This window comes from Agromyces solani (assembly GCF_058349925.1).
In genome coordinates, this window is sequence record NZ_JBYRER010000002.1 from 907,300 (window position 1) to 924,661 (window position 17,362).

The window sequence follows — 17,362 nt, forward strand, 5'->3', positions numbered from 1 at the left end:
TGAACTTCGTCCGCTGAAACCTGATGAAACATCGGATGAGTAGTACACTCATCCCACATCTCAAGGAAGAGAGGCCCACGTGCTGAGTGGTATTGACCCGATGCTCGGCGGCGACCTGCTCGCCGCGCTCGATCGACTCGGACACGGCGACGAGCTCGTCGTCGCCGACGCGAACTTCCCCGCGCACCGGGTCGGCCGGGTCGTCGTCGAGGTGCCGGGCTCGGCGGCACCCCGGGTCGTCGAGGCCATCCGCACGGTCGTCCCGCTCGACGGGCACGAGGGCGCCGCGGTGCTGCTCATGACCGCGGAGGGCGGCGAACGGCGCGACGTCCAGCACGAGATCGTGACCGCCGCGGCCGTCGACGCCGACCGCCTCGGCGAGCTCGAGCGGTTCGCGTTCTACGAGCGGGCGGCGGCCGCACGGCTGATCGTCCGCACGGGAGAGCTTCGTCCGTACGGCAACGTCATCCTCCGCAAGGGCGTCGTGAACGCCTACGAGCCGAAGGGAGCGGTTCGATGACGGCGACGTCGGCGGCGCTGCTCGAGGTCGAAGGCGTCAGCAAGGGCTTCCCGGGCGTGCAGGCCCTCGCCGACGTGCGGCTCGAGCTTCGGCACGGCGAGGTCCTGGCCCTCGTCGGCGAGAACGGCGCCGGCAAGTCGACGCTCATGAAGCTCCTGGCCGGCATCTACACCCCCGACGCCGGGACCTTCCGCCTGAACGGCGCGGAGCTCTCGATCGAAGGACCGCGGCACGCGCAGGAGCTCGGGATCTCGATCATCCACCAGGAGTTCAACCTGATGCCCGACCTCACGGTCGCTCAGAACATCTTCATCGGACGCGAGCATCGATCGGCGGGACTCTTCCTCGACGACCGCTCCCTCAACCGCCGCGCGCAGGAGCTCTTCGACCGGCTCGGGCTCGCGCTCGACCCGACCGAGCGGGTCGAGCGGCTGACGGTCGCCCGACAGCAGATGGTCGAGATCGCGAAGGCGCTCTCGTTCGACGCCAGGGTCCTCATCATGGACGAGCCCACCGCGGCGCTCAACGACGCCGAGGTCGACGTGCTGTTCGGGCTCATCGAGCGGTTCCGCACCCCCGAGACCGGCGTCATCTACATCTCCCACCGCATGGAGGAGCTCGCCCGAATCTCCGACCGGATCAGCGTGCTGCGCGACGGCCGGTACGTCGGCACGCGGGTCACCGCCGAGACCGAACCGCGCGAGATCATCTCGCTCATGGTCGGCCGCGAGATCCAGGGCGAGCAGCGGCCGGCGCCGCGCAGGCCCGAGGGCGAGCCCGTGCTTTCCGTGCGCGGGCTCTCGACCAAGCACCTGCTGCGCGACGTCGACTTCGACGTGCACCCGGGCGAGATCCTCGGCTTCGCGGGCCTCATGGGCGCGGGTCGCACCGAGGTCGCCCGCGCGGTCGTCGGGGCCGACCGGCGCGAGTCCGGCGAGATCCGCGTCCGCGGCAGGGTCGTCGAGATCGGGAGCCCGGCCGAGGCGGCCCGGCTCGGCATCGGCTACCTGTCGGAGGATCGCAAGCAGCTCGGCGTCCTGCTCGAGCGCAGCGTCCGCGAGAACATCGTGCTCTCGTCGCTGAGCGACTACGCGTCGGGCCTCGGCTTCGTGCGCGACCGCCGTATCGAGGCGACCGGCCGCGAGTACGTCGACCGGCTCCGCATCAAGACGCCGTCGACGGCCCAGCTCGTGCAGAACCTCTCCGGCGGCAACCAGCAGAAGGTGGTCATCGCGAAGTGGCTCGTGAAGGACTGCGACGTGCTCATCTTCGACGAGCCGACCCGCGGCATCGACGTGGGGGCGAAGGAGGAGATCTACGCGCTGCTGCGGCGACTCGCCGACGACGGCAAGGCGATCGTCATGATCTCGTCCGAGCTGCCCGAGGTGCTGCGCCTCTCCGATCGCATCGCCGTCATGGCCGAAGGGCGGCTGACCGCCGTGCTCGACAACGCCGAGGCCACCCAGGAGAACCTCATGGACTACGCAACCCGATTCTCAAGCGAAGGAACGATCGCACGATGAGCCCGACCACGACGAAACCGGAATCCGGCCGCGCCGATGCCGCCAGCACGCCGTCGACGAGCGCCTACGCCGCGATCGACGCCGGCAAGCCGCGCATGGCGCGGCTGCGCGGCTCGCTGCAGCAGCTGCTCGCCTTCGCGAGCCTCATCGTCATCGTCGCGGTGTTCTCGTTCGCGAGCCCGCACTTCTTCACCGCCAACAACCTGGTCTCGATCCTCACGGCCGCGACGGTCACGGGCATCCTCGCCCTCGGCACGACGTTCGTGATCATCACGGGAGGGATCGACCTGTCCATCGGCACCGGCATGGTGCTCTGCGGCGTGATGGCGGGCGTCTTCCTCACCTACCTCGGCTGGCCGCTCTGGGCGGGCGTGACGGCGACGATCCTCTTCGGGGCGCTCATCGGGCTCGTGAACGGCGTGAACGTCTCGGTGCTCGGCATCCCGCCGTTCATCGCGACGCTCGGCATGATGCTCATCGCCGCGGGTCTCTCGCTCGTGATCTCGGGCACGAAGCCGATCTACTTCTCGGAGACGCCCGAGTTCCAGTCGATCATGAACCTGTCGATCATCCCCGGCATGCGGTTCCCGCTCGGCGTCGCGATCTTCATCGTCATGATCATCGTCGCCGCGGTGCTGCTGTCGAAGACGATCCTCGGCCGCTACACGTTCTCGATCGGCTCGAACGAGGCGGCCACCGCCCTCTCGGGCGTGAACGTTCGCCGGTGGAAGATCATCATCTACACGCTCGCGGGCCTCTTCGTCGGCCTCGCCGGCGTGCTGAGCGCCTCCCGGCTGTCCTCGGCCCAGCCGACCGGCGGCATGGGCCTCGAGCTCGAGGCGATCGCCGCGGTCGTCATCGGCGGCACGTCGCTCCAGGGCGGCAAGGGCTCGATCGTCGGCACGGTGATCGGCGCCCTCATCATGGCCGTGCTCACGAACGGCCTGCGCATCATCTCGGTCCCGCAGGAGTGGCAGTCGGTCGCCGTCGGCATCGTCATCCTCGTGGCCGTGTACCTCGACATGCTGCGGCGCCGACGCGCCTGAGCACACCCGCGCCCGGGGCATCCGCCCCCGTCGCTCGGGCGCACCCCAACCGAACCCGACCGAACCAGTTCCACCCGTATCACCGACACCAAGGAGTGAGCATGTTCAACAAGCGCGCCATGGGCGCCGTCGTCGGCGCCGTCGCCGCGGCCCTGATCCTCGCCGGCTGCGCGAGCGAGGGCGGCGACTCGGCCTCGGGCGATAGCGGCAGCGGCGAGAAGCCGTACGTCGCACTCGTCTCGAAGGGCTTCCAGCACCAGTTCTGGCAGGCCGTGAAGACGGGCGCCGAGCAGGCGGCCGAGGAGTTCGACGTCGAGATCACCTTCGAGGGACCCGACACCGAGGCCGACGTCGACCAGCAGATCCAGATGCTGCAGACGGCCCTCGACAAGAGCCCCGCCGCGATCGGCTTCGCCGCGCTCGACAGCCAGGCCGCCGGGCCCCTGCTGCAGCAGGCGAAGGACTCGAACATCCCGGTCATCGCGTTCGACTCGGGCGTGGAGAGCGACATCCCGCTGACGACCGCCGCGACCGACAACCTGGCGGCCGCGGCCGAGGCCGCCGAGCACCTGGCCGACGCGATCGACCACGAGGGCAAGGTCGCCCTCGTCGTGCACGACCAGACCTCCGTCACCGGCCAGCAGCGTCGCGACGGCTTCGTCTCGTACATGGAGGAGAACGAGCCCGGCATCGAGATCGTCGACATCCAGTACGGCGGCGGCGACCAGGCGAAGTCGGCCGACCTCGCGAAGGCGATCATCGCCGCGCACCCCGACCTCAAGGGCATCTACGGCTCGAACGAGGGCTCGGCGATCGGCGTCGTGCAGGCCGTGAAGGAGCTCGGCATCGACCCGGCGACGCTCGCGGTCGTCGGCTTCGACTCGGGCAAGGCGCAGATGGACGCCATCCGCGACGGGCTCATGCTCGGTGCGATCACCCAGAACCCGATCGGCATCGGCTACGAGACGGTGAAGGCCGCCGTCGAGGCGATCGACGGCGAGGAGCTGCCGACGACGATCGACACCGGGTTCTACTGGTACGACTCGACGAACATCGACGACGAGGAGATCCAGGCCGTCCTCTACGAGTGACGCGCTGAGGGATGCCTCGGGGGCGCCGGCTTCGGCCGGCGCCCCTTCGTCGTCCCGGAGGTCAGAGCGCCGAGCGCAGCCACTGCTCGACGCCCGACACGTGCACGACGGTCAGTGCGGAGGCGAGCTCGGCGTCGCCCGCGGCGATCGCGTCGAGGATGGCGTGGTGCTCCTGCAGCGTGCGCTCGACCGCGCTCTCCTGGGTGATGCCGCGCCAGATGCGTGCGCGCACCGTGTGGCTCGAGAGCGAGTCGATGAGGCTCGCGAGGTAGCCGTTGCCGCCGGCGTCTGCGATGCCGCGGTGGAACTCGAGATCGTGCGCCACGAGCCCTTCGACGTCGGCGGCGTGGTCGACGCCGGCCACCGATTCGCGCAGGCGCTCGAGATCGGGCTCGGTCGCGTTGCGCGCCGCGAGCGAGGCCGCGGCCGGCTCGAGGATGCGCCGGACGGCGAAGATCTCGAGCACCGACTGGTCGTCGTGCAGGTCGACCACGAACGACATCGCCTCGAGCAGCAGACGCGGTTCGAGGCTCGTGACGTAGGTGCCGTCGCCGCGGCGAACGTCGAGCACCCGGATCACCTCGAGGGCCTTGACGGCTTCGCGCAGCGAGGAGCGGGAGAGGCCGAGTCGCTCGCTCAGTTCCTTCTCGGGCGGAAGGCGATCGCCGGGGGCGAGTTCGCCCGTGATGATCATCTCTTTGATGCGCAGGATCGCTTCGTCGGTGACGGCCATGCCCGAATCGTAGCGCGTCGCCTCCGAGACATCAGATCTCTGCGGCGGCGGCGCGCCACAGGTGCATCGAGGCGTAACTGCGCCACGGTGCCCAGTCGGCGCCGATCGCGTCGAGCTCTGCCGCGGTGCCGGGCAGGCCGAGTCGCTCGGCGCCCGCCCGCAGGGCGAGGTCGCTCGTGAGGAGCACGTCGGGCGCCCGGGTGACGCGCATCGCGACGTAGCCCGCCGTCCAGCGGCCGATGCCCGGGATCGCGATGAGGTCGCGGTAGAGCTCGTCGCGGTCGCGATCGGTGGACACGACGAGTCGGCCCGAGTCCAGCCGCGCCGCGACGTCGAGGATCGTGCGGATGCGGCTCGCCGGCCCGCGCAGCACGTCGGCGCCGTGCCCGGCGATCGCCGCCGCCGTCGGGAAGAGCCGGAGCAGCTCCTCGCCGCCGGCGGGGCCCGGCCGGTCGCTCGGTGCCAGCGGCTCGCCGAGCTCGGCGGCGAGCCTCGAGAGGGTCGTGCGCGCCGCCTTGACCGAGATCTGCTGCCCGATGAGGGCGCGGAAGACGAGCTCGTGGGGGTCGAGGCACCCGGGCACGCGCACCCCGGGGTGCGTCGCGACCGAACGCGCGAGCACCGGGTCGGCGGCGAGCGCCGCGTCGATGGCGACGGCATCGGCGTCGAGGTCGAACAGTCGCCGAACCCGGGCGACGAGCGGCGAGAGGTCGGTGAGCGAGGCGAGCAGCGCCTCGACCTCGATCGCCGGCGAGCGTTCGTCGCCGCTCGGCTCGAGGGAGATGACGGCGGGCCCGGCGGGCAACCGCAGCGTGCGCGCGAACCCGCGCTCCGTCGCGACCTCGACGCCGTCGACCGATCGTGCGGCGAGCCAGTCGAACACGCCCGCGGCGTCGAAGGGCGGTCGCGCGGGCAGCCGGAGGCGCACGAGCCCGTCGCCGGTCGGCTCGCGCCGGTCGGTCGCCCGCGCGGTCAGTCGCAGCTCGCGAGGCGTGCGCTCGTACACCTCGCGGATGGTGTCGTTGAACTGCCGCACACTGCCGAAGCCCGCGGCGAAGGCCACGTCGGCCGCCGGCAGGTCGGTCGAGGTCAGCAGGGTCCTCGCGGTCTGCGCTCGGTGCGCCCGTGCGAGCGCGAGCGGGCCGACGCCGAGTTCGGCTGTGACGACGCGGGTCAGGTGGCGCGGGGTGTAGCCCAGGTGCGCGGCGAGGCCCGGCACCCCCTCGCGCTCGACGACGCCGTCCGCGATGAGCCGCATGGCGCGGGCGGCGAGGTCGTCGCGCAGGTCCCACTCGGGCGAGCCGGGGACGGCGTCGGGCAGGCAGCGTTTGCACGCCCGCAGCCCGGCGTCGTGCGCGGCCGCGGCGGTCAGGTAGAAGCTGACGTTGCCCGGCTTCGGCGCCACCGCGGGGCAGCTCGGCCGGCAGTAGATGCCGGTCGAGTGGACGCCGGTGATGAACTGGCCGTCGAACCGCGTGTCGCGCGCCTGCATGGCGCGGTACCGCTCGGCGAAGACCGGGTCGTCGAGCGGGTCGGCCGGGCGGGCAGGGCGCGTGGCGGAGATCGTCATGCTCCAAGACTCGCACGGTCAGCCGACACCGACTGGCGGAAATCGGACGCAACCGCCGCGTGGCTAGGGTGGAGGGGTGCCGCACGTTCTCGCCCAGCTCAACGACGCCCTCGGCGCCGCCGTCACCGTCGATCCCGTCGCTCTCGAGGCCACGCGGGAGGACCGTTCCGGCTGGCGCAGCGACCGTCCGCCGCTCGCGGTCGTGCGCGCGACGTCGGTCGACGACGTCCGGTCGGTCATGCGGATCGCGCACGCGACCTCGACGCCCGTCGTCGTGCGCGGCGCGGGCACCGGCCTCGCGGGCGGCGCCATCGCGAGCCCCGGCGCGATCGTGCTCGACCTGTCGCGCATGAACCGCATCCTCGAGATCTCCGAGGCCGACGAGCTCGCGGTCGTCGAGCCCGGCGTCATCAACGGCGACCTCAACGATGCGCTCGCTCCGCTGGGCCTGTGGTTCGCCCCGGATCCGGCCAGCCGGGCGATCTCGTCGATCGGCGGCAACATCGCGACGAACGCGGGGGGCCTGCTCTGCGCGAAGTACGGCGTCACCCGCGAGGCCGTCCTCGGCCTCGCCGTCGTCCTGGCCGACGGTCGCCTCGTACGAGTCGGTCATCGCACGGTGAAGGGGGTGACCGGGTACGACCTCACCGCCCTGTTCACGGGCTCGGAGGGCACGCTCGGCGTCATCGTCGAGGCCACCGTGCGCGTGCGACCCGTGACGGCCGGGCTCCCGGTGACGGTCGCCGCGGCCTTCGCCGACGTCGAGTCGGCCGCAGGCGCGTGCGCCGCCGTCACCGCCGCCCGCGTCCGCCCCGCCGTGCTCGAGCTCATGGATGCGGGCGTGGTCGCCAGGGTCGCCGCCTACCTCGGCGACGAGGCGCTCGCCGGCACGCCGCTCGCGACGACCGCGCCGGGCGAGACCTTCCTCATCGCGCAGGCCGACGACGGCTCGGCGGCGGCCGAGGCCGCGAGCATCGCCGAGCTCTTCGCCGCCGCGGGCGGCCGGGTCACCCTCTCGAACGACCGGGCGACCGGCGAGCGACTGCTCGACATCCGGCGGGCGATGCACCCGGCGCTCGCCGCCAGCGGGCAGGTCCTGATCGAGGACGTCGCGGTGCCGCGTTCGAAGCTCCCCGAGATGTTCCGCATCATCGAGGAGATCGGTGCGCGCCGCGGCGTCGAGATCCCGACGATCGCGCATGCCGGCGACGGCAACCTGCACCCGAACTTCGTCTTCACCGGCGACGACGTCCCCGAGCACATCTGGGAGGCGGCCGATGAGATGTTCCGGGCGGCCGTCGCGCTCGGCGGCACGCTCACGGGGGAGCACGGCGTCGGCGTGCTGAAGCGGCGCTGGCTCGCCGAGGAGCTCGGCGACGACGTCTTCGAACTCCAACGTGCGGTGAAGTCGGTCTTCGACCCGACCGGCATCCTGAACCCGGGGGTCATGTTCGAGGCGCCCGGGCCCGCGCCCACGGCGCGCGAGGTGCAGGCATGAGCCGGACCACGCTCAGGCGTTGAGCGAATCCGGCGAACCCGATCGAGGCGGCGCCTGGGTCGAGCGAGGTATGCCCCTCTCGGAGGTCATCGTCCTTCGTTCTGACGGCGAATCGTCTCGTCGCTGTATCCGGCGTTGTGCCAGTGCCCGTCGTGCGCGGTTCGCCACCGCTGCTCGCGACGCTCGGCCGCCGCATCCGCCGGAGGCGTTTCAGGTCCGGTGACCTGCTCGGCGTCCCTCGCGCCGCCGTCGGTTTCCCGGCGCCGGTCGGAGCGAGTGCCTTCTGGGGTCTTCCGATGCTTCGGCATGGTGATCGCCTGTTCAGTGGTACTGCGATGCGTGGGGGTGGAAGTCGACCTGCTCGGCGGCGCGAACGACGGCGGCGGCCCGGGCGGCTTCCTCCCGATAGAGGCTCGCAGCCTCCGCGTCGCGCAGCCCTTGCTCCTCAGCGGCCTCCGTGCTGATGTCACTGAGGATCGTCCCGATCAGCGGGCCGAGACCGTTCTTGAGTTCCGTCAGGCTCGTGCCCTCGACGATGAGCCGCCGGTCGGCCGCGCGAAGCGACACCGTCGGGTATCCCCTCTCGACCAGCTTCGCTTCGACGGCCGGTGCCGCGAGCAACCGCAGTTCGTTCGTCGTCGGGCGTCTGGTGAACACCGCGGCGACGTCGTACCGGGCCGGCGCCTCGACGGTTCCGAGCGTCACCGGCAGTTCCGTCACGAGGATGTGCGAGAGCGCGAGGCTCTCGGAGGCGCTCACGAGGACACCGGCGTTCCGTATCGCGTCCAAGCGGCTCGGGTCGCCTGCGCCCATCGGTTCGGGGCCGCCGGATGGGCGGCGAGGTGAGCCCAGAAATGGGCGTCTCGTGGAGTCGTCGTCTCCGCGGCAGCGGTGACTGCATCCTCGACCGGCTCGGGCTGGTTGTTCTTCATCTGCCGAGTATGGTCGCCCAACATGTATGCGCTCACAGCTTCGCCGAGCGCAGTGCATGGAGCGGACCGGCCGTGAGCGGGCGACTCGGCCGGACGCGACCTGCGCGCGCACGGCATTCACCTTCCCTGGGCTTCCGCGCGCGGCGCGTCGCGACCGTTCGGTAGGCTGCCGCGGTGAGCCACATCGTCCCCGGCCCCGCGCCCCGACGCGCCGTCGCGCCCGCCTGGGCGGCGCCCGTCCGCGCGCGCAGCGGCGGCACGGTCTTCGCCGTCATCGGCATCGTCGTCGGCGGGTTCGCCGCGCTCCTCGTCGTCGCATACCTCGCGATCGCACTCGGCGCGTCGACGCTCGTCATCGGGTCGCTCCTCGCGCTCGTCCCGCTCGCAGGGGTGCTGCTCGTGATCCGGTGGGTCGACCGCTGGGAGCCCGAGCCTCCCGGTGCACTCTGGTTCGCGTTCCTCTGGGGTGCCGCGGTCTCGGTGGCGATCGCGCTCGTCGTGGACCTCGGCGTCCAGTTGGCCGTCGCCTTCGCGGTGCCGGGCGGCGGTGCCGACGAGGCCTTCGCCGCGGTCGTGCAGGCACCCGTCGTCGAGGAGGTCGCGAAGGGCCTCGGCGTGCTGCTCGTCTACGCCTTCGCGAGGTGGCACTTCGACGGACCGGTCGACGGGCTCGTCTACGCCGCGACGGTCGCCGCGGGCTTCGCCTTCACCGAGAACATCATCTACTTCGGGTCCGCGCTCATCGAGGGCGGCGCCGAGTCGCTCGGGGCGACGTTCGTCGTCCGGGGCATCTTCTCGCCGTTCGCGCACGTGCTGTTCACCGCGTGCACCGGACTCGCGATCGGCATCGCCGCCCGGCGCGGGGCGGGTGCGGGCGGTGTGATCGGCTGGTTCCTGCTCGGGCTCCTCGGCGCCATCGCCCTGCACGCGCTCTGGAACGGTTCGCTCGCCTTCGGCGGCGACATCGTCGGCCTCTACCTGACGGTGCAGGTGCCGATCTTCGTCGCGGCCATCGCGATCGCCGTCCTGCTGCGTCGGGCGGAGGTCCGCACGACGCGGCAGCGGCTCCGCGAGTACGCCGCAGCGGGCTGGTTCAGCCCGGGTGAGGTCGACCTGTTCGCGACGCCCGCCGGCCGTCGCCAGGCGAAGGCGTGGGCGCGGGCGCAGCATCCTCCCCGTGCGGCCGGCATGCGGCGGCTCATCACCGACGCCACGCATCTCGCGTTCGCCCGGCAGCGGGTCCTGTCCGGGGTGGGCGGCGCGAAGTCGGTCGCCGACGAGCAGGCGCTGCTCGCCGCGATCGTGTCCGAGCGTGCGGCGCTCATGCGCTGATCGCGGGCGATGCCAGCAGGGTGCGCCGGATATGATGTCGGCATCCGCGACGATGCGATCGGAGACGGCATGCCCGTGCCGCAGCGACCTCCGCAGGAGCTCGACGCCCTGCGTGATCGACTCCTGCGCGCGCAGGAGGAGGCCCTCGCCTCCGGCTCGGTGCCGCCGACGCTCCGCCCCGTCGTCCGTGCCTCGTGGGAGCGAGCGCTCCGCGGAGCGATCGATCCGGTCCACGCGCTCCCGACCATCGAGCTCGACGAAGACGGATTCCGGGCGTACCGCGAGGCTCACGTGCTCGCCCCGGTGATGCCCGTGATCCGGCGGCTGCTCGTCGACGACGCGGGCGAGGCCGGCCTGGTCGTCGCCGTCGGCGACGAGCACGGACGACTGCTGTGGGTCGAGGGCGACCCCGCGCTGCGGCACCGGGCCGAGGACATGCTCTTCGTCGCGGGCGCCGACTGGTCGGAGTCCCGGGTCGGCACGAACGCGCCGGGAACCGCCATCGAACTCGACCGCGGGGTGCAGATCCGCGGCGCGGAGCACTTCAACCGCATCGTGCACCCGTGGAGCTGCACCGCAGCTCCGGTCCACGACCCGCAGACGGGCGCGGTGCTCGGAGTCATCGACATCACCGGCACCGACCACGCGGTGGCTCCGCACACGCTCGCGCTCGTCACGGCCACCGTCGCCGCGGTGGAGGCCGAGCTCAAGCTCGCACAGCTCGAGTCGACCGTTCGCTCCACACTCCGCCGGTCGAGGATCCGGACGGTCGATCCGCCGCGGTGCGCCCTCGACGCGCTCGGGCTGCAGCGCCCGCGCCTCGGCGGGCGCGAGCTCGGGCTCCGCCACGCCGAGATCCTCGTGCTCCTCGCCTGGAACCCGCGCGGTCTCACGGCAGAGCGGCTCGCCGCGCTCGTCTACGGCGAATCGGCCGCCACCGCGACCCTCCGTGCCGAACTCGTGCGGCTCCGGCGCGTCCTCGACGTCGCGGGCGAGCCGGCGATCGCATCCCGGCCCTACCGGCTCGCCTGGCCGCTCGCGCTCGACGCGCACGAAGTGCTCGGCCACCTCCGGCGGGGCGCGCGGCGGCGTGCGCTCGAGGCGTATCGAGGGCCGCTGCTGCCCGACTCGACGGCGCCCGGAATCGTCGAGATCCGCGACGAGGTGGCGAGCCGTCTTCGCGAATCGCTCATCGCGGATGGGTCGCCCGAGCTCATCCTCGACTACGCCGAACGCGAGGAGGGGCGCGACGACGTCGACCTCTGGCGCGCCGCGCTCCGGCTCCTTCCGCCTCGATCGCCGCGCCGCGCGTCGGTCGTCGCGCATCTCGAGCGCCTCGACGCCGAACTCGGCTGACGGTCGACTCCTGCCGGCCCGCCGGTGGGCGGTACGGCGTCGGGCGATCGATGCCGTGCGCGAGAGCCGTTGCAATGCCGGTGCAACGTTCGGGCAACCGGGTTGCAACCCGCGCCGACGTAGCGTGACGTCGTCCCGCACCGGGGCATCCGACAACGACGTCAAGGAGACACGATGACCGTGTACGCCGCGCCCGGCACCCCCGGCGCGCTCATCGAGTTCAAGCCGCGCTACGAGCACTTCATCGGCGGCGAGTGGGTGAAGCCCGCGGGCGGCGCCTACTTCGAGAACATCTCGCCGGTGAACGGCAAGCCGTTCACCGAAGTCGCGCGGGGGACCGCCGCCGACATCGACGCCGCGCTCGACGCGGCGCACAGGGCGGCACCCGCGTGGGGCCGCACGAGCGCCGCGCACCGCGCGGGCATCCTCAACGCCATCGCCGACCGCATCGACGAGCACCGCGAGCTGCTCGCGGTCGCCGAGACCTGGGACAACGGCAAGTCCATCCGCGAGCCGCTCAACGCCGACCTGCCGCTCGCGAGCGACCACTTCCGCTACTTCGCGAGCCTCATCCGTGCGCAGGAGGGCAGCTTCACCCAGCTCGACGACGACACCGTCGCGTACCACTTCCAGGAACCGCTCGGCGTCGTCGGGCAGATCATCCCCTGGAACTTCCCGCTGCTCATGGCCGTATGGAAGCTCGCTCCCGCGCTCGCCGCGGGCAACGCGGTCGTGCTGAAGCCCGCCGAGCAGACCCCGACCTCGATCCTCGTGCTCGTCGAGCTCATCGCCGACCTGCTGCCCGCCGGCGTGCTCAACGTCGTGAACGGCTTCGGCGTCGAGGCCGGCAAGCCGCTCGCCTCGTCGAACCGCATCCGCAAGATCGCGTTCACGGGCGAGACGACGACGGGCCGGCTCATCCTCCAATACGCGTCGAACAACATCATCCCCTCGACGGTCGAGCTCGGCGGCAAGAGCCCCAACATCGTCTTCGAGTCGGTCGCCGACCGGCGCGACTCGTTCTACGACAAGGCGCTCGAGGGCTTCAGCCTGTTCGCATTCAACCAGGGCGAGGTGTGCACGTGCCCGAGTCGTTCGCTCATCCAGAAGTCGATCTACGACACCTTCCTCGACGACGCGATCGAGCGCACGAAGCTGGCGAAGCAGGGCAACCCGCTCGACACCGAGACCCAGGTCGGCGCGCAGGCGTCGAACGACCAGCTCGAGAAAATCCTGAGCTACATCGACATCGGCAAGCAGGAGGGCGCGAAGCTGCTGCTCGGCGGCGAGCGGGCCGACCTCGGCGGCGACCTCAGCGACGGCTACTACGTGCAGCCGACCATCTTCGAGGGGCAGAACCGCATGCGCCTGTTCCAGGAGGAGATCTTCGGCCCGGTGGTCGCCGTCACGAGCTTCGCCGACTACGACGACGCGATCTCGATCGCGAACGACACCCTCTACGGCCTCGGCGCCGGCGTCTGGAGCCGCAACGGCAACGAGGCGTACCGCGCAGGTCGAGACATCCAGGCCGGACGCGTCTGGGTGAACAACTACCACGCGTACCCCGCGGGCGCCGCGTTCGGCGGGTACAAGTCGTCGGGCATCGGCCGCGAGAACAACAAGCTCGCGCTCGACCACTACCAGCAGACGAAGAACCTGCTCGTCAGCTACAGCGAGAACCCGCTCGGGTTCTTCTGATCGGCGGTCCGCGATGTCGCTCGAACGATACGCCGCCGGCGTCGTCGGCCGGGTCGTGATCGCGGGGGAGTCGTCGCCGCGGGTGGAACTCTCACCCGCGGCGGCGGCGCTCGTCGACCGGCTCTGGGCGGCCCACGGCCCGCTCATGTTCCACCAGTCGGGCGGATGCTGCGACGGCAGTTCGCCGATGTGCTACCCCGCGGGCGAGTTCCTCACGAGCGAGGCCGACGTGCTGCTCGGCGAGCTCGAGATCGGCGCGGATGCCTCGGGGTCGGCGCGCCTCGTCGGCTTCTGGATGTCGGCGGAGCAGTTCGCCTACTGGCGGCACACGCACCTCACCGTCGACGTCGTCCCGGGCCGCGGAAGCGGGTTCTCGATCGAGGCGCCCGAGGGCGTTCGCTTCCTCATCAGGTCTCGCCTGATGCGGGAATGAGGTCACCGCAGGGCGGCGGAACCGCCTGCTCCGTCGTCGCCCGACGGCCCGGCCGACGTGCCGCCGGGACGGAGAAATCCGCCGCCCTGTGGTGTGGCACTGCCGACATCTCTACGGGGCGACGGATCTCTTAGGGTTCCAGCGTGCATGGTGTTCGCCAGTAGCGCAAGACCCCGGTGGACATCCGTCCGCGATGGACACGGGCACGCCGGATCCGTTTTGATTGAGGCATGACCGATACGAACAGCAAGCCCGAAATCGACGCTCCCGAGGGTCCCGCGCCCGTCGAGCTCGTGATCGAGGACATCGTCGTGGGCGACGGCCCCGAGGCCCAGCCCGGCTCGACGGTCGACGTGCACTACCTCGGCGTCGAGTTCGACTCCGGTGAGGAGTTCGACTCCTCGTGGGGTCGCGGCCAGTCGATCAACTTCCCCCTCTCCGCCCTCATCACGGGCTGGAAGGAGGGCATCCCCGGCATGAAGGTGGGCGGCCGTCGCCAGCTCATCGTGCCGCCGCACAAGGCCTACGGCCCGGCGGGCGGCGGTCACCCGCTGTCCGGCAAGACCCTGATCTTCGTGATCGACCTGCTCGGCGTCAGCTGAGTTCCGAGGCCGACGACGAAGGCCGGTGGGCGAACGCCCGCCGGCCTTCGTCGTCGTTCGGCTACGATTCGAGCGTGCTGCCGGCCTTCGCCCCCTACCTCGTCGTCTCGATCGCGCACCTCGTGCTCCAGTACGCCGGACCGGCCTGGAGCGTGACGGCGACGAAGGCGCTCCTGATGCCGCTGCTGGCGCTCGCCGTGGTGATCGTCTCGCGGCGCTCCGGTGCGCCCATGCCGGCGCTGCTGCTCGCGGGCATCGGGCTGTCGTGGGGCGGCGACGTGCTGCTGACCTTCCCGGGCGATCTCTGGTTCGTGGCGGGCCTCGCCTCGTTCCTGGCGGCGCACGTCGCGTACATCGTGCTCTTCCTGCGGATGCCTCGTACGCGACGCCGCCCGCCGGCATGGACGATCGTCTACCCGCTGTGGGTCGTCGCGATGCTCGCCATCCTCCTGCCCGGCGCGGGCGCCCTCTCGGTGCCGGTGATCGCCTATGCGCTCGTCATCGGCACGATGGCCGTGGGAGCGTCGCTGCACGGCGGCTGGATCGCACTCGGCGGCGCGCTGTTCGTCGTGTCCGACTCGGTGCTCGCGATGGGCCGGTTCCTGCCCGGGTACGAGTTCGCGGCGCACGACTTCGCCGTGATGTCGACCTACCTCGCCGCACAGGGGCTCATCGCGTTCGGGGTGCTGCGGGCGGTTCGCGGCGCGGGGGCACCGTCTCGCGCACCCGATCGACCAGTTCTCGCCACGGGCCGGTGACCTGCCGCTCGGCGAGCAGCGCCTCGTGCGGATCGCACTCGATGCGGTAGACGTAGCGATCGGGCTCGGGGGGAGCCGGCGGCACCTCGCGCCACGGCAGCTCATCGAGGAGCACGACCCAGGCCTCGGGGTCGGGTTGATCGTCGACCTCGACGCGCCACGTGATGCGGAGGCCGGCCAGACCCCCGGTGCGCTGCACGATGACCTCCATCGTGCTGGATGCTACTCCTCGATCAGGCGTCGCGCTCGGCGTCGCCGGGCGCGGGCAGGACGCCGACCGACTGCCAGCCCGTGCGCACCGCCCGCGCCTCGCGCGAGTCGACGCCGAAGCGCGCCTCGGCCCGCCCGACCGTCTCGGCCGCGAACTCGGCGAACGTCGCGGTCGTGCTGAGTCGCCCGGACGTCAGGGCGTCGTACCAGATACGCCCGACGTGCTCCCAGGCGAAGCCGCCGAGCTCGCGCGCGGCCAGCGCGAACGCACGATTCGGGATGCCGGAGTTGAGGTGCACGCCGCCGTTGTCGTCGGTCGTCTCGATGTAGTCGCGCATGTGCGCCGGCTGCGGGTCGCGCCCGAGCACGTCGTCGTCGTAGGCGGTGCCGGGCTCGATCATCGAACGGAGGGCGCGGCCCTGCACCTCGTCGGTGAAGATGCCCTCGCCGATGAGCCAGGTCGCCGCCTCGGCGTCTTGACCGAGGGCGTACTGCTCGACGAGCGCGCCGAACGCGTCGGAGACGTGCTCGTTGAGCGCGCCCGGCTGGCCCTGGTAGCGCAGGCCCGCCGTGTGCTCGGTGACGCCGTGCGCGAGCTCGTGCCCGATGACGCTCAGCGAGTCGGTGAATCCCCGGAAGACCTCGCCGTCGCCGTCGCCGAACACCATGCGCTCGCCGTCCCAGAAGGCGTTGTCGTAGCGGTCGCCGAAGTGCACCGTCGCCTCGAGCGGCATGCCGGACCCGTCGATCGAGTCGCGTCCGAAGACGCGGTCGAAGAGCCGGTGGGTGTCGCCGAGCCCGTTGTAGGCGTCGTCGACCGATTCGTCGCCGGTGGCGCGTTCGCCCTCGCGCCGCACGAGCCGACCCGGCAGCTTCTCGGCGTGCTCGGCGTCGGAGATGCGACGGTCGGGGTGAGACGGCGCGTCGGGCAGCGCCGCGGGCTGCCGCGGTTCGTGCTCGTGCGGGATGACGGGCGGCGCACCCCGCAGCTCGCGCCGCGGCGCGTCGTGCAGCAGCGACCGTCGTGCCGCCTCGGCCGCGAGCGGGAAGCGGTGGGCCGAGTCGGCGATGCGGTCGAGCAGGTAGGGCGGGACGATCGTCTGCGGCATGCCTCGATCGTCGCACCCGCCGGCGACATTCGGGTGCGCCGCTCCGTGCGGCGTCGCATGCCATGCTGGGGGCGTGCCCGCCGCCCGTACCGACCCTCCCGCCGTCTCGTCGTCGGCCCTCCGCACGCATCCCGTCGCGCTCGCGCCGGCGATCCTCGTGTGCGGGGCCGCGGTGCTGTTGTTCGGCCTCCGGTGGCAGTGGGCCGGCTGGGCCGCGCTCGCCGTCGGCGTGATCGTCGCCTGGATCTGCGACCGATCCGGTCGTACCGAGCGCCTCGCGCCCGATCTCGCGCTCATCGCGATCGGGCAGGCGATCATCTCGACGATGTCGCTCCACGCCGACCTCAGCGACGCCGGAATGCTCCGCTTCACGGTCGTGCTCGGCCTCGCGGTCGCCGTGCCCTTCCTCATCTCGCGCGTCGTCTACCGGGAGCGGACGATCCGATTCCCGTGGCGCACCGGCCGGCGATGGACGCGCACGCAGTGGGCCTACCTCGCGGGGGTCACGCTCGCGGGCTGGCTCATCCTGCCCGCCTACTTCATCGGGTCCGGGGTCTACGAGAACTGGCCGGCGGTCGACGACGCGAACGAGATCGGCCGTCTCGCGGTGGGGGTGACCGCCGTCGGCACGTGGGACGAGCTCTTCTTCATCTGCACGGTGTTCGCCCTGCTCATGCGCCACTTCCCGGCGTGGCAGGCGAACCTGCTGCAGGCGACGGTCTTCGTCTCGTTCCTCTGGGAGCTCGGCTACCAGAGCTGGGGGCCGCTGCTCACGATCCCGTTCGCGCTCGTGCAGGGCTACACGTTCAAGCTCACGAAATCGCTGACCTACGTGCTCGTCGTGCACCTCCTGTTCGACCTCGTGGTGTTCCTCGTGATCGTCTACGCGCACACGGGGGCTCCCGCGATCTTCCCGTTCGTGCCGTGATCGCGTTCGCGCAGCCGGGTCGC

17 protein-coding genes are annotated in these 17,362 nt (G+C 71.5%); 12 read left to right on the forward strand and 5 right to left on the reverse strand.

Annotated elements, in window-relative coordinates; all coding sequences use genetic code 11:
* Positions 1-79: 79 nt before the first annotated feature.
* The 4 genes from AC3RJ7_RS11880 to AC3RJ7_RS11895 all read left to right on the forward strand — a co-directional run bounded on the left by AC3RJ7_RS11880 (position 80) and on the right by AC3RJ7_RS11895 (position 4,180).
* Positions 80-520, forward strand: a complete 441-nt coding sequence (locus AC3RJ7_RS11880; RefSeq protein WP_491456036.1) for an RbsD/FucU family protein — start codon at positions 80-82, stop codon at positions 518-520.
* Positions 517-2,043, forward strand: coding sequence for a sugar ABC transporter ATP-binding protein (locus AC3RJ7_RS11885; RefSeq protein WP_491456037.1), 1,527 nt, complete (start codon positions 517-519; stop codon positions 2,041-2,043). Before AC3RJ7_RS11880 ends, AC3RJ7_RS11885 begins: the two co-directional genes overlap by 4 nt.
* A complete protein-coding gene (locus tag AC3RJ7_RS11890) occupies positions 2,040-3,089 on the forward strand; it encodes an ABC transporter permease (protein WP_491456038.1) in 1,050 nt (349 codons plus the stop codon). Before AC3RJ7_RS11885 ends, AC3RJ7_RS11890 begins: the two co-directional genes overlap by 4 nt.
* 101 nt (positions 3,090-3,190) lie before the next feature.
* Entirely contained in the window at positions 3,191-4,180 is a 990-nt protein-coding gene (locus AC3RJ7_RS11895) for an ABC transporter substrate-binding protein (protein WP_491456039.1), read from the forward strand.
* Between the two features lie 61 nt (positions 4,181-4,241).
* Here the strand turns inward: AC3RJ7_RS11895 and AC3RJ7_RS11900 are convergent, their stop codons facing one another.
* Together AC3RJ7_RS11900 and AC3RJ7_RS11905 are read right to left on the reverse strand one after the other, a co-directional pair.
* Entirely contained in the window at positions 4,242-4,913 is a 672-nt protein-coding gene (locus AC3RJ7_RS11900) for a FadR/GntR family transcriptional regulator (RefSeq protein ID WP_491456040.1), read from the reverse strand.
* A 31-nt stretch (positions 4,914-4,944) separates the two neighbouring features.
* Entirely contained in the window at positions 4,945-6,483 is a 1,539-nt protein-coding gene (locus AC3RJ7_RS11905; protein WP_491456041.1) for an AlkA N-terminal domain-containing protein, read from the reverse strand.
* Positions 6,484-6,559: 76 nt separating this feature from the next.
* Here AC3RJ7_RS11905 and AC3RJ7_RS11910 point away from each other — a divergent pair, with 76 nt between their 5' ends.
* Entirely contained in the window at positions 6,560-7,981 is a 1,422-nt protein-coding gene (locus AC3RJ7_RS11910) for an FAD-binding oxidoreductase (RefSeq protein WP_491456042.1), read from the forward strand.
* A 321-nt stretch (positions 7,982-8,302) separates the two neighbouring features.
* Here AC3RJ7_RS11910 and AC3RJ7_RS11915 read toward each other — a convergent pair whose 3' ends face one another.
* Positions 8,303-8,740 carry a hypothetical protein gene (locus AC3RJ7_RS11915; RefSeq protein WP_491456043.1) on the reverse strand — a complete coding sequence of 146 codons (438 nt, stop codon included), beginning with the start codon at positions 8,738-8,740 and terminating at the stop codon, positions 8,303-8,305.
* Positions 8,741-9,087: 347 nt separating this feature from the next.
* Between AC3RJ7_RS11915 and AC3RJ7_RS11920 the strand changes: the two genes are divergently transcribed.
* The 6 genes from AC3RJ7_RS11920 to AC3RJ7_RS11945 all read left to right on the forward strand — a co-directional run bounded on the left by AC3RJ7_RS11920 (position 9,088) and on the right by AC3RJ7_RS11945 (position 15,092).
* Positions 9,088-10,245, forward strand: a complete 1,158-nt coding sequence (locus AC3RJ7_RS11920; protein WP_491456044.1) for a PrsW family intramembrane metalloprotease — start codon at positions 9,088-9,090, stop codon at positions 10,243-10,245.
* A 69-nt stretch (positions 10,246-10,314) separates the two neighbouring features.
* On the forward strand, positions 10,315-11,601 hold the full coding sequence (locus AC3RJ7_RS11925) for a GAF domain-containing protein (RefSeq protein ID WP_491456045.1): 1,287 nt from the start codon (positions 10,315-10,317) through the stop codon (positions 11,599-11,601).
* A gap of 174 nt (positions 11,602-11,775) precedes the next feature.
* Entirely contained in the window at positions 11,776-13,299 is a 1,524-nt protein-coding gene (gene exaC, locus AC3RJ7_RS11930; RefSeq protein WP_491456046.1) for an acetaldehyde dehydrogenase ExaC, read from the forward strand.
* 13 nt (positions 13,300-13,312) lie between these two features.
* Positions 13,313-13,732, forward strand: coding sequence for a DUF779 domain-containing protein (locus tag AC3RJ7_RS11935; RefSeq protein WP_491456047.1), 420 nt, complete (start codon positions 13,313-13,315; stop codon positions 13,730-13,732).
* 230 nt (positions 13,733-13,962) lie between these two features.
* The gene (locus tag AC3RJ7_RS11940; RefSeq protein WP_491427918.1) at positions 13,963-14,334 is read left to right on the forward strand and encodes an FKBP-type peptidyl-prolyl cis-trans isomerase; all 372 of its coding nucleotides are present in this window, start codon (positions 13,963-13,965) and stop codon (positions 14,332-14,334) included.
* Between the two features lie 74 nt (positions 14,335-14,408).
* Positions 14,409-15,092: a lysoplasmalogenase gene (locus tag AC3RJ7_RS11945; RefSeq protein WP_491456048.1), complete on the forward strand. Its 684-nt coding sequence runs from the start codon at positions 14,409-14,411 to the stop codon at positions 15,090-15,092.
* On the opposite strand, the gene AC3RJ7_RS11950 is transcribed toward AC3RJ7_RS11945, so the two are convergent.
* Positions 15,004-15,303, reverse strand: a complete 300-nt coding sequence (locus AC3RJ7_RS11950; protein WP_491456049.1) for a protealysin inhibitor emfourin — start codon at positions 15,301-15,303, stop codon at positions 15,004-15,006. The two genes, AC3RJ7_RS11945 and AC3RJ7_RS11950, sit on opposite strands and share 89 nt — an antisense overlap.
* Positions 15,304-15,325: 22 nt before the next feature.
* On the reverse strand, positions 15,326-16,411 hold the full coding sequence (locus AC3RJ7_RS11955; RefSeq protein WP_491456050.1) for a M4 family metallopeptidase: 1,086 nt from the start codon (positions 16,409-16,411) through the stop codon (positions 15,326-15,328).
* 73 nt (positions 16,412-16,484) lie between these two features.
* Between AC3RJ7_RS11955 and AC3RJ7_RS11960 the strand changes: the two genes are divergently transcribed.
* Entirely contained in the window at positions 16,485-17,339 is an 855-nt protein-coding gene (locus AC3RJ7_RS11960) for a CPBP family glutamic-type intramembrane protease (protein WP_491456051.1), read from the forward strand.
* Positions 17,340-17,362: the final 23 nt, after the last annotated feature.

What these genes read in the sequence shown, in the direction of transcription:
- AC3RJ7_RS11925 (WP_491456045.1), top strand. Translation starts at nt 10,315, where the DNA reads ATGCCCGTGCCGCAGCGACCTCCGCAGGAGCTCGACGCCCTGCGTGAT.
- AC3RJ7_RS11905 (WP_491456041.1), bottom strand. Translation starts at nt 6,483, where the DNA reads ATGACGATCTCCGCCACGCGCCCTGCCCGCCCGGCCGACCCGCTCGAC.
- AC3RJ7_RS11955 (WP_491456050.1), bottom strand. Translation starts at nt 16,411, where the DNA reads ATGCCGCAGACGATCGTCCCGCCCTACCTGCTCGACCGCATCGCCGAC.
- AC3RJ7_RS11885 (WP_491456037.1), top strand. Translation starts at nt 517, where the DNA reads ATGACGGCGACGTCGGCGGCGCTGCTCGAGGTCGAAGGCGTCAGCAAG.
- AC3RJ7_RS11935 (WP_491456047.1), top strand. Translation starts at nt 13,313, where the DNA reads ATGTCGCTCGAACGATACGCCGCCGGCGTCGTCGGCCGGGTCGTGATC.
- AC3RJ7_RS11895 (WP_491456039.1), top strand. Translation starts at nt 3,191, where the DNA reads ATGTTCAACAAGCGCGCCATGGGCGCCGTCGTCGGCGCCGTCGCCGCG.
- AC3RJ7_RS11890 (WP_491456038.1), top strand. Translation starts at nt 2,040, where the DNA reads ATGAGCCCGACCACGACGAAACCGGAATCCGGCCGCGCCGATGCCGCC.
- AC3RJ7_RS11940 (WP_491427918.1), top strand. Translation starts at nt 13,963, where the DNA reads ATGACCGATACGAACAGCAAGCCCGAAATCGACGCTCCCGAGGGTCCC.
- exaC (WP_491456046.1), top strand. Translation starts at nt 11,776, where the DNA reads ATGACCGTGTACGCCGCGCCCGGCACCCCCGGCGCGCTCATCGAGTTC.
- AC3RJ7_RS11900 (WP_491456040.1), bottom strand. Translation starts at nt 4,913, where the DNA reads ATGGCCGTCACCGACGAAGCGATCCTGCGCATCAAAGAGATGATCATC.
- AC3RJ7_RS11950 (WP_491456049.1), bottom strand. Translation starts at nt 15,303, where the DNA reads ATGGAGGTCATCGTGCAGCGCACCGGGGGTCTGGCCGGCCTCCGCATC.